A 14,904-nucleotide genomic window follows, 5' to 3' on the forward strand; every position below is an offset into this window, starting at 1 on the left:
GTTTACCCTTTTTTAACCTGCTTGCTGGAAGGATTGAAAAAGCCCTCCAGCACCACCAACGCGGCCCCGATACAGATGCCGCAGTCAGCGATATTAAATGTAGCAAAGTGCCAGTTACCGACGTAGAAATCGATAAAATCTACCACAAAGCCATGATACGAACGGTCAAACAGATTGCCCACTGCGCCGCCAATGATTAAGGCATAGGCGATATTGGCGATCTTCTGACTGGCGCTGTTGCGGTACATCATGACCAGTAACGACACCACGATCGCCAGGGCAATGCCGGAAAAGAACCAGCGCTGCCAGCCGCCTTTATCCGCGAGGAAGCTGAACGCCGCGCCATAGTTATGCGCATAGAACAGGTTAAGGAACGGCATCAGCGGCTGCGTTTCATGTAGCATCATGTTGTTCATGACCCACTGCTTGCTGACGAAATCAACAACGATAACAACCAGCACCAGCCACAGCCAGCGCAATCCGGTGGAGAAAACAGGTCTACTCATCAGGCAAACTTACGCTCTTCGCCGTTGCCGGCTACGTTGGTGTAACAGCGACCGCACACCGCAGCGTGCTCCGGATTCTGACCGACGTCAGTCGTGTAGTGCCAGCAGCGCGGGCATTTCTCGCCTTCTGCCTTATGCAGGCCGATTTTCAGCCCTTTTACCAGTTCGCTCTGCTGCGCTTCAGCCTCTGCCTCTGCGTAATCAGCGACCTGAGCACCGGAGGTCAACAGCACAAAACGCAGTTCGTTACCTAACGCCTGCAGTTTCGTCGCCAGGTCCGCATCGGCATACAGAGTAACGGACGCTTCCAGCGCGCCACCGATACGTTTGTCGCTACGCGCCTGCTCGATCACCTTGTTCACTTCACCACGTACTTTCAGCAGTTCTGCCCAGTACGCATCGTTCAGCGCTTCGTTTTCTGGCAGACCAAACAGGCCGGTATACCACTCTTCAGTGAAGACATACTTCGCCCGATCGCCTGGCAGATAGCCCCAGATTTCGTCGGCCGTGAAAGACATGATCGGTGCCATCCAGCGTACCAGCGCTTCAACAATGTGCCACAGCGCTGACTGGCAGCTACGGCGGGCCAGGCTGTCGCCTTTCGCGGTGTACTGACGATCTTTAATGATATCCAGGTAGAAGGAGCCCATCTCGATGGAGCAGAACTGCATCAGGCGCTGAATCACTTCGTGGAAATCGTAGTGCTCGTAAGAGGCGATGATATCCGCCTGCGCCGCCTGCGCACGTCCCACCGCCCAGCGATCGACCACCACCATCTCTTCCGGTTTAACCAGATCGGTGGCCGGGTTAAAGCCGCTCAGGTTGGCTAACAGGAAGCGCGCGGTGTTACGAATACGACGATAGGCATCCGCAGAGCGTTTCAGGATTTCATCGGATACCGCCATCTCACCCGAGTAATCGGTAGAAGCAACCCACAGGCGCAGAATGTCCGCACCCAGCTTGTCCATGACATCCTGGGGTGCAACGGTATTGCCGATGGATTTGGACATCTTGCGGCCCTGACCATCGACGGTAAAACCGTGCGTCAGTACCTGGCGATAAGGCGCTTTGCCTTTCATCGCGGTCGAGATCATCAGCGACGACATAAACCAGCCACGATGCTGATCGGAACCTTCCAGATACATATCCGGTGTATTGCCACCAAATTCCGGGCGGGCATCCACGACCGAATAGCTGGTGGAACCTGAGTCAAACCAGACGTCCAGCGTGTCCGGCACCTTCACGTAGTGGTCAGCATCGTCGCCCATCAGATCGCGCGGATCGAGATCCCACCATGCCTGGATGCCATCCTGCTCAACGCGCTGCGCCACTTTTTCCATCAGCGCCAGGGTATCCGGATGCAGGGCTTCGGTTTCTTTGTGTACGAACAGCGCCATTGGCACGCCCCAGGTACGCTGGCGGGAAATACACCAGTCAGGCCGGTTGGCAACCATGGACTCAATGCGCGCCTGACCCCAGTCCGGGATCCACTGCACGCCTTTGATCTCCTGTAATGACTGAGCACGCAGGCCTTTCTGATCCATGCTGATAAACCACTGCGGCGTGGCACGGAAGATAATCGGGGTTTTATGGCGCCAGCAGTGTGGGTAGCTGTGCAGCAGTTTTTCAACGTGCAGCAATGCGCCTTTCTCTTTCAACAGCTCAACGATCATATCATTGGCTTTAAAGACGTTAACGCCGTCGAGTCCCGGATACGTCCCCGGCAGGTAGGCACCATCAGGGCCGACCGGGTTAGCCGTTTCCAGACCATATTTCTGACCAATCACGTAGTCATCCGGGCCGTGGCCTGGCGCGGTATGAACAGCCCCCGTACCGGCATCCAGCGTGACGTGCTCACCTAATACGACTTTGGACTGGATCTGCTCAAGCAGAGGATGCTGGAACAGCTGCAATTCCAGGGCCGCGCCCTGACATTCGCCCAGCACGGTCCAGTCGCTGACGCCCGCGCGTTTCATGACGCTCTCAACCAGATCTTTTGCCAGGATCAGGCTACGTCCTGCAATCTGCACCAGCTGATAGGTGAACTCGGGATGCAGTGAAATACCGCGGTTAGCCGGAATGGTCCACGGCGTGGTCGTCCAGATCACCAGCGAAACCGGGCCTTCTGAGGCGGTCACACCGAAGGCTGCGCGCGCCCTGTCCGCATCAACGGCATTGAACATCACATCGATGGAGGGGGAGGTTTTGTCGTAGTATTCCACTTCGGCTTCCGCCAGAGCAGAACGGCAATCCATGCACCAGTGCACCGGCTTGGCGCCTTTGTGCAAGTGGCCATTGCCGATGATTTTACCCAGCGCACGAATGATATTGGCTTCGGTGGTGAAGTCCATGGTGAGGTAAGGACGATCCCAGTCGCCCAGCACGCCCAGGCGAATAAAGTCGGCTTTCTGCCCTTCAACCTGTTCGGCGGCATACTGACGGCAGGCAGCGCGGAATTCGGCGGCGCTGACTTTTTCGCCCGGCTTGCCGATCATCTGCTCAACTTTATGCTCGATAGGCAAACCGTGACAGTCCCAGCCTGGCACATACGGCGAGTCGTAACCTGCCATGCCTTTAGACTTCACAATAATGTCTTTCAGAATCTTGTTAACAGAGTGACCAATATGAATGCTGCCGTTCGCATAAGGAGGGCCATCATGCAGGATAAAGGTTTTTTTCCCTTTCTTGGCTTCGCGGATGATGCCGTACAGGTTGTCATCATACCAACGTTGCAGCATTCCCGGTTCGCGCTTGGCCAGATCGCCACGCATGGGGAACCCCGTTTCCGGCAAATTCAGGGTTGATTTATAGTCACTCATCAGATTCTCGATTCCGTTTTTCGCTCAGGTTACAGACCAAAAAATTGTCGGGCCGTTACCGTATCTTTCGCAATTTGCTCTTTCAACGCATCCAGTGAAGCAAAGCGCTGCTCGTTTCGTATTTTCTGCTTCAACACCACATCAATGTGGCGACCATAGAGATCCATATTGATGTCCAACAGGTGAACTTCAAGCTGTTGGCGCAAACCTTTTACCGTCGGGCGGGTGCCGATATTGGCAACGCCAGGCAGGGGTTGTGGCCCCAGCCCATGGACTTCCACCGCATAAACGCCTTTAACCGGCGACACGCAGCGGCGTAAAGGAAGATTAGCCGTAGGGAACCCCAGCGTGCGTCCGAGTGCATCACCGTGCACGACGCGCCCAGAGATACTGAAAGGATGGCCCAGCAGTGACTGCGCCAGCGCTAAGTTGTCCTCGGCCAGTGCCTGACGCACCGCCGTGCTGCTGATGCGCTTACCGCCGTCACAAAAGGTTTCTGTGCTAACCACATCAAAGCCATACTGGGCGCCGGCTTTCTGTAATAACAGGAAATCCCCCTGGCGACCAGCGCCAAAGCGGAAATCATCCCCGACGGCAAGATAGTTCACGCCCAGCTTGTTCACCAGCAGTTCGCTGATAAAACTCTGCGCCGACAACGCGGCAAAGCGATGGTCAAAACGCACGCACAGCACGGAGTCCACGCCGATTTCTGCCAGATATTTTAGCTTCTCTCGCAAGCGAGTGAGCCTGGCGGGTGCGCTTTCGCCCGCAAACAGTTCAAGCGGCTGGGGTTCAAACACCATCACCATCACTGGCAGGTTACGTTTCCGTCCCTCTTCCAGCAACCGCCCCATCAGCGCCTGATGACCGCGGTGCACACCATCGAAATTACCAATGGTCAAAACGCAGCCGTGATGCTGCGCGTTAAGATTATGAATACCGCGGATAAACTTCATGGCTGACTCAAACCGGTGGAAATCGGCGGATTATACCCTCGAAAGCCGCCAAGGTTAACCCGTGAACACGCCTTTCATGCGTTACAGGCCGTATTTACTGCCTTGCAAAGCCGCTGAGAGAATTTTGTTGCGAAATACTGTATTCAGGGAGCGGAAGCTGGTAGAATCTTGCGCCATCAAATACGTAACCGAGTGTCATACAGGTTATCACTTGTAAACGACGCTTATTTGCACAAATCCATTGACAACAGAAGGTCCAAAAGGCATAGTCCTCGGCCTTTGATTTGTCTCTATCGAACATATTTGGGAGTTGGACCTTGGCTAATATCAAATCAGCTAAGAAACGTGCCGTAACATCTGAGAAACGTCGCAAGCATAACGCAAGCCGTCGCTCTATGATGCGTACCTTCGTTAAGAAAGTATACGCGGCGATCGCTTCAGGCGACAAAGCTGCTGCGCAGAACGCATTTAATGAAATGCAACCAATTGTGGACCGTCAGGCTGCTAAAGGTCTGATCCACAAAAACAAAGCTGCACGTTATAAAGCAAACCTGACTGCACAGATCAACAAACTGGCTTAATCGCCATTTGTTCATCGCTTTGTTGAAAGAACCGGCGCTAAGCCGGTTTTTTTATGCCTGCTGTTTAGCGCCGCCAGGCGACTGTCTCTTCCTGACTTTATCTTCCTGACTTTATCTTCCAGCCCTGCCCTGCCAGACAACCCAACGCCTCTGCACTGCTCTCAACCAGCCGAACAATGCTGCCCCAGGTTCAGGCTCGTAGCGCTCCGGACAGCCTCTCTCACGAGCCCTCCGTCGGGTTATCAGGTCCAGGGTGAACAGAAAAGGTCAATCACGGCGTCCTTGCGAGTTCAGACCGGCCGCAGAGTAACGCGATAACAGCCAGTCAACGCGCGATGTCATCGTGGGTCACAGGCCATATTGAGATGTTGAGATGTTGAGATGTTGAGATGTTGAGATGTTGAGATGTTGAGATGTTGAGATGTTGAGACAGGAACCAGCATTGCTGCAACACCGGATGAATGTGTTGCAGCAATGGATTTTTATCGCAGCTTGATTCGCAATAAAGTGTAACCCAGAACGGCGGAAAGCAACGAACCGCTGAGGATACCCAGCTTAGAGAACGTCACTAACTGTTCGTGGGCAGCGTCAAAGGCCAGCGAACTGATAAATATCGACATGGTAAAGCCAATACCGCACAGCACGCCAATCGCCATGATATCGCGAATAGTCGTGCCGCTCGGCAAGGCTGCCAGCCTCAGCTTCACCGCCAGCCAGCAAAACAGCGTAATCCCCAGCGGCTTACCGATTAACAGGCCCAGGATGATGCCCAGCGGCTCTGGCGACAGCACATCGCCAAAGGTGATGCCCGTCAGCGAAATGCCAGCGTTAGCAAAGGCAAACAGCGGCAGAATCAGCCAGTTCACCCACGGCATTAATCCATGTGCCAGATGTTCCGCAGGCGAATGGCCGTCTTTCTCTTCCAGCGGGACAAAGAAGCCCACGATCACGCCCGCCAGCGTAGCATGGACGCCCGATTTCAGCACGGCCGTCCACAGCACTATGCCGACCAGCATATAGATGGCGATATTCCGCACGTTACAGCGGTTCAGCACCGCCAGCACCACGATAGCGCCTGCCGCCACGCTCAGAGACATCAAAGACAGATCGCTGGTGTAAAACAGCGCGATGATCACGATGGCACCCAGGTCATCAATAATCGCCAGCGCCATCAGGAATACCTTCAGGGCGGTCGGCACACGGCAGCCAAGCAGGGCAAGGACTCCGAGCGCAAACGCGATATCCGTCGCGGTGGGGATCGCCCAGCCATTTCGGGCAATCTCATCACCGTGGTTAAACAGCAAAAACACCAGTGCTGGTGCCGCCATTCCCCCTAACGCGGCAATCACCGGAAAGATGGCCCGATCGCGGCTGGCGAGTTCGCCTGAGATCAGCTCGCGCTTCACTTCCAGACCAATCAGCAGGAAGAACAGTGCCATCAGGGCGTCGTTGATCCATAGAAGCAGATTTTTACTGATATCCAGTTCGCCGAAGCGAATCTGTACCGGTGTATCCAGCAAAGCCTGGTAGCACTGGGCGGTGGAAGCGCCATTGGCGAGGATCATAGCGACGACCGCAGCCAGAATGAGCACCATGCCGTTGCTGGCATCGCTCTCAATAAAACTTTTCAGTAAATGCTTAATTCGACGAGGTTTTGACAAAATGCACTCCTCCTGAGCGTAATACAGAATGCTGAGCAGTGTAACGATTCAACGAACCTGATAAAAAGCTTATTTAGTCGCTTTTACATTACGTTAGACTTTTGGCTACAACAGCCCGACAACCCGACGGGAGAACCGGATAGCCGTGAAAGGTGCAGGGCTGGTCTGTGCGAGAAACCGTTTCAGCAGTGCAGGACGCAAAAAAAAGCGGAGAGTTTCCTCTCCGCTTTCATCGGGTCTGACGTCAGTAACGCGATTAACGCGTCAGGTCGTCGAAGAATTTCTTCACGCCGTCGAAGAAGCTTTTGGAGCGCGGACTGTTATGCTCGCCGCTGGGCCCACCAAAGCTCTCTTCCAGCTCACGCAGCAACGCTTTCTGCTTGTCGTTCAGGCTGACTGGCGTTTCCACCACCACACGACACAGCAGATCGCCTACCGCACCGCCGCGCACCGATTTCACACCGCGCCCGCGCATGCGGAACAGCTTGCCGGTCTGGGTTTCTGCCGGGACTTTCAGCTTCACGCGACCGTCCAGCGTCGGCACTTCAATCTCGCCACCCAGGGCGGCCATCGCGAAGTTAATCGGTACTTCGCAGTAGAGGTTGTTCTCTTCACGCTCGAAGATCGGGTGTTTTTTCACCGACACCTGCACGTACAGATCGCCCGCAGGTGCGCCCTGCTCACCGGCTTCACCTTCGCCGCTCAGACGAATACGGTCGCCCGTATCCACACCGGCAGGAATTTTTACCGACAGGGTTTTCGATTTCTCTACGCGACCGTGCCCGTGACAGGCATTGCACGGATCTTTAATCACCGAGCCGCGACCGTGACAGGTCGGACAAGCCTGCTGTACGGTGAAGAAGCCCTGACGCATCTGTACCTGGCCTGCACCATGACAGGTTGAACAGGTTTGCGGTTTGGTGCCCGCTTTGGCACCGCTGCCGTGGCAAACGTCACACTCTTCCAGCGTCGGTATACGGATCTCTTTGGTCACGCCGCGAACCGCTTCTTCCAGCGTCAGCTCCATGTTGTAGCGCAAATCTGCACCACGGGCTGCGCGCTGACGGCGGCCACCACCAAAGATGTCACCGAAAACGTCGCCAAAGATATCGCTGAAATCTGCACCGCCGCCGCCAAAGCCGCCGCCGCCGTATCCGCCACCGCCCATACCACCTTGTTCAAAGGCAGCATGGCCGTACTGATCGTAGGCCGCACGCTTCTGAGGGTCGGTCAGAATCTCGTAGGCTTCTTTCGCTTCTTTAAATTTGGTTTCAGATTCTTTATCACCGGGATTGCGGTCCGGATGATGTTTCATCGCCAGGCGTTTGTAAGCCTTTTTGATTTCACGCTCGTCTGCAGATTTGGCGACGCCTAAAATCTCGTAGTAATCACTCTTCGCCATTTATTTAGCCCTTAACATGATCGCACGGGCGTGGAGAAAACTCCTACGCCCGTGCTGGTTTCAACGGCTGTCAGGGCAACCGTCGCGCCCGGTCAGGGGCAATTATTTCTTATTGTCTTTCACTTCTTCGAATTCAGCATCAACCACGTCGTCATCTTTCTTCGCTGACGCATCGTGGGCATCCGCTGCACCTGCCTGAGACTGCTGTGCCGCTTCCATCAGCTTGCTGGATACTTCCATCAGCGCCTGCATTTTGGCATCGATCTCTGCTTTATCTTCGCCTTTCAGCGCAGTTTCCAGCGCGCTCAGTGCAGCTTCGATAGGCGCTTTATCATCAGCTGACAGCTTGTCGCCCGCTTCATCCAGCTGCTTACGTGTGCTGTGCGCGATCTGGTCGCCCTGGTTACGGGTCTGCACCAGCTCTTCGAACTTACGGTCAGATTCTGCGTTCGCTTCAGCATCACGAACCATCTTCGCAATCTCGTCCTCGTTCAGGCCGGAAGACGCTTTAATGGTGATCTTCTGCTCTTTACCGCTGTTTTTGTCCTTCGCCGACACGTGCAGGATACCGTCCGCATCGATGTCAAAGGTCACTTCAATCTGCGGCATACCGCGTGGCGCAGCCTGAATGCCGTCCAGGTTAAACTGGCCCAAAGACTTGTTGTCGTTGGCACGCTTGCGTTCACCCTGCAGCACGTGAATCGTTACGGCAGACTGGTTGTCTTCTGCCGTCGAGAACACCTGGCTGTGCTTGGTTGGGATGGTGGTGTTCTTGCTGATCAGCGATGTCATCACGCCACCCATGGTTTCGATACCCAGCGACAGCGGGGTCACGTCCAGCAGCAGAACGTCTTTAACATCACCACCTAACACACCGCCCTGTACCGCAGCACCTACGGCAACCGCTTCGTCCGGGTTCACATCTTTACGTGGCTCTTTACCAAAGAACTCGGTCACTTTCGCCTGAACCAGTGGCATACGAGTCTGACCACCTACCAGGATGACATCGTTGATGTCAGAAACTGACAGTCCGGCGTCCTGCAGTGCCACTTTCAGCGGCTCGATAGAGCGAGCAACCAGATCTTCAACCAGTGATTCCAGTTTAGAACGAGTCACTTTAATGTTCAGGTGCTTAGGACCGGTTGCGTCCGCCGTGATGTACGGCAGGTTAACGTCGGTCTGCTGCGCAGAAGACAGCTCGATCTTCGCCTTCTCTGCCGCTTCTTTCAGGCGCTGCATCGCCAGCGGATCGTTGTGCAGATCGATGCCCTGATCTTTCTTAAATTCCGCGACCAGATAGTTGATCAGACGGCTGTCGAAGTCCTCACCACCCAGGTGGGTATCACCGTTGGTTGCCAGCACTTCAAAGGTTTTCTCGCCATCAACTTCATCGATTTCGATGATAGAGATATCGAATGTACCGCCACCCAGGTCATAAACCGCTATCGTGCGGTTGCCCTGGCCTTTATCCAGACCGTAAGCCAGTGCCGCGGCGGTAGGTTCGTTAATGATACGTTTGACTTCCAGACCTGCGATACGGCCGGCATCTTTGGTCGCCTGACGCTGCGCATCGTTGAAGTAGGCTGGAACAGTGATAACCGCTTCAGTCACTGGCTCACCCAAGAAATCTTCAGCCGTTTTCTTCATCTTTTTCAGGACTTCCGCAGAAATCTGCGGCGGTGCCATTTTCTGGCCTTTCACTTCCAGCCATGCGTCGCCGTTATCGGCACCCACAATTTTGTATGGCATGATTTTGATATCACGCTGCACTTCTTCGTCCTGGAAGCGACGGCCGATCAGGCGCTTAATCGCAAACAGGGTATTCTGCGGGTTGGTGACGGCCTGACGTTTAGCCGGTTGTCCGACCAGAGTTTCCCCATCCTGGGTGTAAGCGATGATCGAAGGCGTGGTGCGATCGCCTTCCGCGTTTTCGAGTACGCGCGCTTTGGTGCCGTCCATGACCGCAACACAAGAGTTGGTTGTACCCAGGTCAATACCAATAATCTTACCCATCTAAACATCTCCCACTTAAATTCGTTGCCAGTTTGGGTTGTGAACCTTTTATGTGGGCAGGTTGTTTACATTCAACCCAACCTCACATGCTTTTTTTTACAACGTTCACAACGCTCGATGACAAGTAAATGGGGTCGCTTAGAAGCGCATCAAGGGTTAAATGAAAAAAAATTTTCAGTCCCTGTCAGACCAGGATCAAAGACGGCTATGAATACGCTGACTATTATGCGGCTCGCCGCGCTTATTCTGCATTGAGGCGGGCAGCGCCTTTTACGCTAACAACACCGCTGAGGAACGATGACAACGACAACACTGGCCAATCCTGCCCCCCTGGGGTTGATGGGATTCGGCATGACAACGATTTTACTGAATTTGCACAATACGGGCCTGTTTGCCATGGATGTGACCATTCTGGCGATGGGCATGTTTTATGGTGGGATTGCGCAGGTGCTGGCCGGACTGCTGGCGTTTAAAAAGAATAATACGTTTGGACTGACGGCCTTTACCTCTTACGGCATGTTCTGGCTAAGCTTTGTGGCTATTCAGTTACTGCCTGAAATGGGGCTGGCGAAACCGGCCAATGAGACCTTTTTAGGCGCCTGGCTAGGACTGTGGGGCCTGTTTACCCTGTTTATGTTCTTTGGCACGCTGCGGAGCGCAACGATGCTGCAGTTTGTTTTCGGCTCGCTGGCGTTATTGTTCCTGTTACTGGCGACGGGTCACCTGGCGCATCTTCCCGCGCTGATCCCCTGCGCAGGCTGGGTCGGGTTGGTGTGCGGTGCCAGCGCCTGTTACCTGGCCATAGGTGAAGTGCTAAACGAAACCTTCGGACGGATCGTTCTGCCCATCGGCGCGTAAGCAAATGGTCGAGGCAGCACGCGGAGCCCGGCTCCGCGTGCGTGTTTATGCCTGTTTTATCCCGTCACACAGATTCGGCTCATGGCTGATATCCTGTCTGAGCCAGAGACCGATCAGCAACCCGACCAGCGCAAGCGTCATGACATACCAGCCGGGTGCCATGGTGGAAACGTTCATCAGCAGCGTCACGCAAATCGGCGTCAGGCCACCAAATACCGCATAAGAAAGATTATAAGAGAACGACAAGCCGGTGAAACGCACCTCAGCAGGGAACGCACGTACCATCACAAAGGGCACAATCCCCACGACGCCCACGCTAAAACCCACCAGCCCATAGAGCTGAAACAGGTAATCAGGATACTGAGGCGCGAGGGAATAGAACATCCCGCTACACAATGCCAGCAGCACGCTACCGAGGCTCAACGTCCGACTGGCGCCAAAACGGTCCACCAACAGCCCGGCAACGATGCACCCGATACATAACATGATAATCGCGATGCTGTTGGCCTTTAAGGTGAGCGCCGGGGCCATACCATACTGTTTCTGCAGCCAGACCGGCGCCATTAAAATCACCACCACGATGCAGGCAGACAGCATCCAGGTCAGCAGAATCGAAATCACGACCGATTTTTGGTGTTTAAGGATTACGGTTTTCAGCGGCAGCTCCTGCGCCAGCGTTTTACGCTGCTGCATTTCAATGAAAACCGGCGTTTCATGTAGCCAGCGGCGAAGATACATCGCCCCCAGGCCAAACAATCCGCCCAGGAAAAAAGGAATGCGCCAGCCGCCATCATGAATGGCCTGCTGGGTCATGGTGGTATTAATTAAGGTTGCCACGACCGACCCTAACAGGATGCCGATAGTGAGTCCGGCGGTCAGCGTGCCGCAGGCGATACCAATACGTTTGTAGGGCACGTGCTCCGCCACAAAAACCCATGCGCCCGGGACTTCCCCACCAATCGCCGCGCCCTGTAGCATGCGCATCAGCAGCATTAACAGGGGGGCCGCCAGGCCAATCGCGTCCCAGCCAGGCAGTGCGCCCATAGCCAACGTGGGCAGCGCCATCAACAAAATACTCAGGCTGAACATTTTTTTGCGACCCACTTTATCGCCAAAGTGGGCCATGATGATGCCGCCCAGCGGACGCGCCAGGTAGCCCGCTGCAAAAATGGCGAACGTCTGGAGCTGGCGGAGCCATTCAGGAATATCGCTGGGGAAGAAAATCTCGCCGATCACGGCAGCGAAAAAAACGAAAATAATGAAGTCGTAAAATTCCAGCGCGCCACCCAGCGCCGCGAGTGCCAGCGTTTTGTAATCCTGGGGTTTCAGGCGCGGTGTCTTAAATGTGGTCATAAGCGTCCAGAGAAAGTGAAAACAGTTGTAAAGATTCGCTTACTATACCGTCAATTTATCACCACACCAGCGAGCCTGTAGCTTATTCCTGAAAAGCAAAATATTTAGTTATTTATCTCACGTATCGCGCTTTTGGGGCGAAAAGCTGCTACCACATCCGCGTGCGTCTCCACGTAAGGGCCTTCCAGAAGCTGTAAACAATAAGGTACAGCCGCGAAGATGCCCGGAACGTTTATCTTGCCCTGGTCGTCTTTCAGGCCTTCAAGGGTTTCCCTGATGGACTTCGGCTGGCCGGGCAGATTGAGAATGAGCGACTGTTTACGGATTACCCCTACCTGACGCGACAGAATGGCAGTAGGCACAAACTGCAGGCTGATTTGCCGCATCTGCTCACCAAAGCCCGGCATCTCGCGATCGGCAACGGCCAGCGTGGCATCGGGCGTAACATCACGCCGGGCCGGGCCTGTCCCACCGGTGGTCAATACCAGGTGGCAAAAACGCTCATCGACCAGCTCGCAAATCGTCTGTTCTATCATGGGCTGCTCATCGGGCACCAGGCGCGTTTCCACTTCAAAAGGCGTGCTGATCGCGCTGTTCAGCCAGGCTTCCAGGGCAGGGATCCCCTGATCCTGATAAATCCCGTTCGCGGCGCGATCGGAAACCGAGATCAATCCGATACGTAATGTGTTCATGATGATATTCGCTGTGATTTACCGCAGTGCGGTGCATGGGGAAGGAAGTACTAAGAAGAATAACAAACGGTGGCGGAAAGGGAAAACCGTGGCGACAGCGCCGCCACGGTAAAACGATTACAGCATTTCTGCCAGCATCTTCTCAAGCTTGCCCTGGTCGATGGCAAAATTACGAATGCCTTCGGCCAGCTTGGTCACAGCCATAGGATCCTGATTGTGCTGCCACAGGAACTCGGATTCTGTCATCTTGGCCGGACGCGCTTTAACTTCACCCTTGTAGCTCAGCTTACGCTCCAGTGTGCCTTCACTCTCCGCCAGCTCTTTCAGCAGCGCAGGCGAAATGGTCAGACGGTCACAACCGGCCAGTTCGATGATCTCACCGACGTTACGGAAGCTGGCGCCCATCACAACGGTTTCGTAACCGTGCTGCTTGTAGTAATCGTAGATTTCAGACACGGACACCACGCCAGGATCTTCGTGTGGCGCGTACTCTTTCTTATCCGTGTTAGCTTTGTACCAGTCGAGGATACGGCCAACAAACGGCGAAATCAGGTAAACACCCGCTTCAGCACAGGCACGCGCCTGAGCGAAGGAGAACAGCAGGGTCAGGTTACAGTTGATACCTTCTTTTTCCAGCTGCTCTGCTGCACGAATGCCCTGCCAGGTGGAGGCCAGTTTGATCAGGATACGATCGTTGCTGATACCGGCATCGTTGTACAATTTAATCAGGCTGCGAGCTTTGGCAATGCTGGCTTCGGTGTCATAAGAAAGGCGAGCATCCACTTCGGTGGAGATACGGCCCGGCACCAGCTTAAGAATTTCCAGACCGATGTTAACGGCCAGCTTGTCGGATACCAGCTGCAGCTGTTGTTCTTTATCGCTGCTCTGCTGACGCGCCCAGGCGATCGCTTCATCAATCAGTTTGCGGTATTCAGGGATTTGAGCAGCATTGAGAATCAGAGAAGGGTTGGTCGTTGCGTCCTGAGGCTGATACAGCTTCATCGCTGCGATATCACCAGTGTCGGCCACTACGGTGGTCAGTTGACGCAGGGAGGTCAGTTTGTCCGTCATGTTTTTTCTCTTAGTTAACTGTCAGGGTGATAAAAGGCTGTTGGGATAATATCACGCGGTAACGGTGGTGCAAGGTCAGGGAATGCCGTTTACGATAGCGCGAACAAATAGGAGTGATTTGCCGATCCTTGCGGCTTTTTTGCTACACTCGCAGGCAACAATTACAGGCTAACCCCTTAAAAAAAGGGACTCATTGAGGAAGCGACGATGTTGATGGTGATTTCTCCTGCCAAGACGCTGGATTATGAAAGCCCCCTGACGACGCAGCGTTTTACCCAGCCCGCGCTGTTAGAAAAGTCACAACAGCTGATTGAAATTGCGCGTAAGCTCTCGCCGGCACAGGTCGCTTCACTGATGAGTATTAGCGACAAGCTGGCACACTTAAACGCTGACCGCTTTAACAGCTGGCAGCCGGATTTCAATCTGAAGAATGCCCGTCAGGCTATTCTGGCGTTTAAAGGTGATGTCTATACCGGTTTACAGGCTGAGACGTTTAGCGAGCAAGATTTCGACTTTGCCCAGCAGCATCTGCGTATGCTGTCCGGACTTTACGGCCTGCTGCGGCCGCTGGATTTAATGCAGCCCTATCGGCTGGAGATGGGCATCAAACTGGCTAACCCGGCCGGTCAGGATCTCTACAGCTTCTGGGGCGATCTGTTAACGGAAAAACTGAACGACGCGTTGGCCAGTCAGGGCGATGACGTGCTAATCAATCTGGCTTCCGATGAGTACTTCAAAGCCATCAAACCCAAGAAACTGCAGGCGCGCCTGATTAAACCGGTCTTTCTGGATGAGAAAAATGGCAAATTCAAAGTGATCAGTTTCTATGCGAAAAAAGCGCGGGGACTGATGAGCCGTTACATCATTCAGAATCGCCTGACGAAGCCAGAGCAGCTTACGCGGTTCGACGTGGATGGCTATGCTTTTGCGGCTGAGGAAAGCCGTGAGAATGAGATGGTGTTTAAACGCGCCGAGCAGTAACAACAGCCCGA

The 14,904-nt window shown here is 54.3% G+C and carries 12 protein-coding genes; 3 read left to right on the forward strand and 9 right to left on the reverse strand.

The features are described from left to right. Positions 1-2: 2 nt before the first annotated feature. Genes lspA through ribF form a run of 3 tightly spaced genes read right to left on the reverse strand, consistent with a single transcriptional unit; the run spans position 3 to position 4,281 of the window. Complete coding sequence (gene lspA, locus ACPXSQ_RS15090) at positions 3-506, reverse strand: signal peptidase II (protein WP_426144128.1); 504 nt, start codon at positions 504-506, stop codon at positions 3-5. Continuing rightward, positions 506-3,325 carry an isoleucine--tRNA ligase gene (gene ileS / locus ACPXSQ_RS15095; RefSeq protein ID WP_013024563.1) on the reverse strand — a complete coding sequence of 940 codons (2,820 nt, stop codon included), beginning with the start codon at positions 3,323-3,325 and terminating at the stop codon, positions 506-508. The genes lspA and ileS overlap by 1 nt, the downstream gene beginning before the upstream one ends. A gap of 29 nt (positions 3,326-3,354) precedes the next feature. Further along, on the reverse strand, positions 3,355-4,281 hold the full coding sequence (gene ribF / locus ACPXSQ_RS15100; protein WP_013024562.1) for a bifunctional riboflavin kinase/FAD synthetase: 927 nt from the start codon (positions 4,279-4,281) through the stop codon (positions 3,355-3,357). Between the two features lie 317 nt (positions 4,282-4,598). Here ribF and rpsT point away from each other — a divergent pair, with 317 nt between their 5' ends. Then, entirely contained in the window at positions 4,599-4,862 is a 264-nt protein-coding gene (gene rpsT / locus ACPXSQ_RS15105; protein ID WP_006117633.1) for a 30S ribosomal protein S20, read from the forward strand. A gap of 482 nt (positions 4,863-5,344) precedes the next feature. Here the strand turns inward: rpsT and nhaA are convergent, their stop codons facing one another. The 3 genes from nhaA to dnaK all read right to left on the reverse strand — a co-directional run bounded on the left by nhaA (position 5,345) and on the right by dnaK (position 9,938). After that, entirely contained in the window at positions 5,345-6,523 is a 1,179-nt protein-coding gene (gene nhaA / locus ACPXSQ_RS15110; RefSeq protein ID WP_426144129.1) for a Na+/H+ antiporter NhaA, read from the reverse strand. 256 nt (positions 6,524-6,779) lie between these two features. Then, positions 6,780-7,925: a molecular chaperone DnaJ gene (dnaJ, locus tag ACPXSQ_RS15115; RefSeq protein ID WP_013024559.1), complete on the reverse strand. Its 1,146-nt coding sequence runs from the start codon at positions 7,923-7,925 to the stop codon at positions 6,780-6,782. 102 nt (positions 7,926-8,027) lie between these two features. After that, positions 8,028-9,938: a molecular chaperone DnaK gene (gene dnaK / locus ACPXSQ_RS15120; protein ID WP_013024558.1), complete on the reverse strand. Its 1,911-nt coding sequence runs from the start codon at positions 9,936-9,938 to the stop codon at positions 8,028-8,030. Between the two features lie 297 nt (positions 9,939-10,235). Here dnaK and ACPXSQ_RS15125 point away from each other — a divergent pair, with 297 nt between their 5' ends. Next, positions 10,236-10,796, forward strand: a complete 561-nt coding sequence (locus ACPXSQ_RS15125) for an acetate uptake transporter (protein ID WP_014592880.1) — start codon at positions 10,236-10,238, stop codon at positions 10,794-10,796. Between the two features lie 45 nt (positions 10,797-10,841). Here ACPXSQ_RS15125 and ACPXSQ_RS15130 read toward each other — a convergent pair whose 3' ends face one another. The 3 genes from ACPXSQ_RS15130 to tal all read right to left on the reverse strand — a co-directional run bounded on the left by ACPXSQ_RS15130 (position 10,842) and on the right by tal (position 13,912). Next, the gene (locus tag ACPXSQ_RS15130) at positions 10,842-12,149 is read right to left on the reverse strand and encodes an MFS transporter (protein WP_028714804.1); all 1,308 of its coding nucleotides are present in this window, start codon (positions 12,147-12,149) and stop codon (positions 10,842-10,844) included. Positions 12,150-12,253: 104 nt separating this feature from the next. Next, positions 12,254-12,841 carry a molybdopterin adenylyltransferase gene (gene mog / locus ACPXSQ_RS15135; protein ID WP_013024555.1) on the reverse strand — a complete coding sequence of 196 codons (588 nt, stop codon included), beginning with the start codon at positions 12,839-12,841 and terminating at the stop codon, positions 12,254-12,256. A gap of 117 nt (positions 12,842-12,958) precedes the next feature. Further along, on the reverse strand, positions 12,959-13,912 hold the full coding sequence (tal, locus tag ACPXSQ_RS15140; protein ID WP_013024554.1) for a transaldolase: 954 nt from the start codon (positions 13,910-13,912) through the stop codon (positions 12,959-12,961). 207 nt (positions 13,913-14,119) lie between these two features. Here tal and yaaA point away from each other — a divergent pair, with 207 nt between their 5' ends. Further along, positions 14,120-14,893, forward strand: coding sequence for a peroxide stress protein YaaA (gene yaaA, locus ACPXSQ_RS15145; protein WP_014592877.1), 774 nt, complete (start codon positions 14,120-14,122; stop codon positions 14,891-14,893). The last annotated feature ends 11 nt before the right edge of the window (positions 14,894-14,904 follow it).

This window comes from Pantoea sp. EEL5, from assembly GCF_049892805.1.
Lineage (GTDB): Bacteria > Pseudomonadota > Gammaproteobacteria > Enterobacterales > Enterobacteriaceae > Pantoea > Pantoea ananatis.

Excerpts from the sequence above, each read along its gene's own strand:
- lspA (WP_426144128.1), bottom strand. The coding sequence starts at position 506 with ATGAGTAGACCTGTTTTCTCCACCGGATTGCGCTGGCTGTGGCTGGTG.
- dnaK (WP_013024558.1), bottom strand. The coding sequence starts at position 9,938 with ATGGGTAAGATTATTGGTATTGACCTGGGTACAACCAACTCTTGTGTT.
- yaaA (WP_014592877.1), top strand. The coding sequence starts at position 14,120 with ATGTTGATGGTGATTTCTCCTGCCAAGACGCTGGATTATGAAAGCCCC.
- ACPXSQ_RS15130 (WP_028714804.1), bottom strand. The coding sequence starts at position 12,149 with ATGACCACATTTAAGACACCGCGCCTGAAACCCCAGGATTACAAAACG.
- ribF (WP_013024562.1), bottom strand. The coding sequence starts at position 4,281 with ATGAAGTTTATCCGCGGTATTCATAATCTTAACGCGCAGCATCACGGC.
- ACPXSQ_RS15125 (WP_014592880.1), top strand. The coding sequence starts at position 10,236 with ATGACAACGACAACACTGGCCAATCCTGCCCCCCTGGGGTTGATGGGA.
- ileS (WP_013024563.1), bottom strand. The coding sequence starts at position 3,325 with ATGAGTGACTATAAATCAACCCTGAATTTGCCGGAAACGGGGTTCCCC.
- mog (WP_013024555.1), bottom strand. The coding sequence starts at position 12,841 with ATGAACACATTACGTATCGGATTGATCTCGGTTTCCGATCGCGCCGCG.
- tal (WP_013024554.1), bottom strand. The coding sequence starts at position 13,912 with ATGACGGACAAACTGACCTCCCTGCGTCAACTGACCACCGTAGTGGCC.
- dnaJ (WP_013024559.1), bottom strand. The coding sequence starts at position 7,925 with ATGGCGAAGAGTGATTACTACGAGATTTTAGGCGTCGCCAAATCTGCA.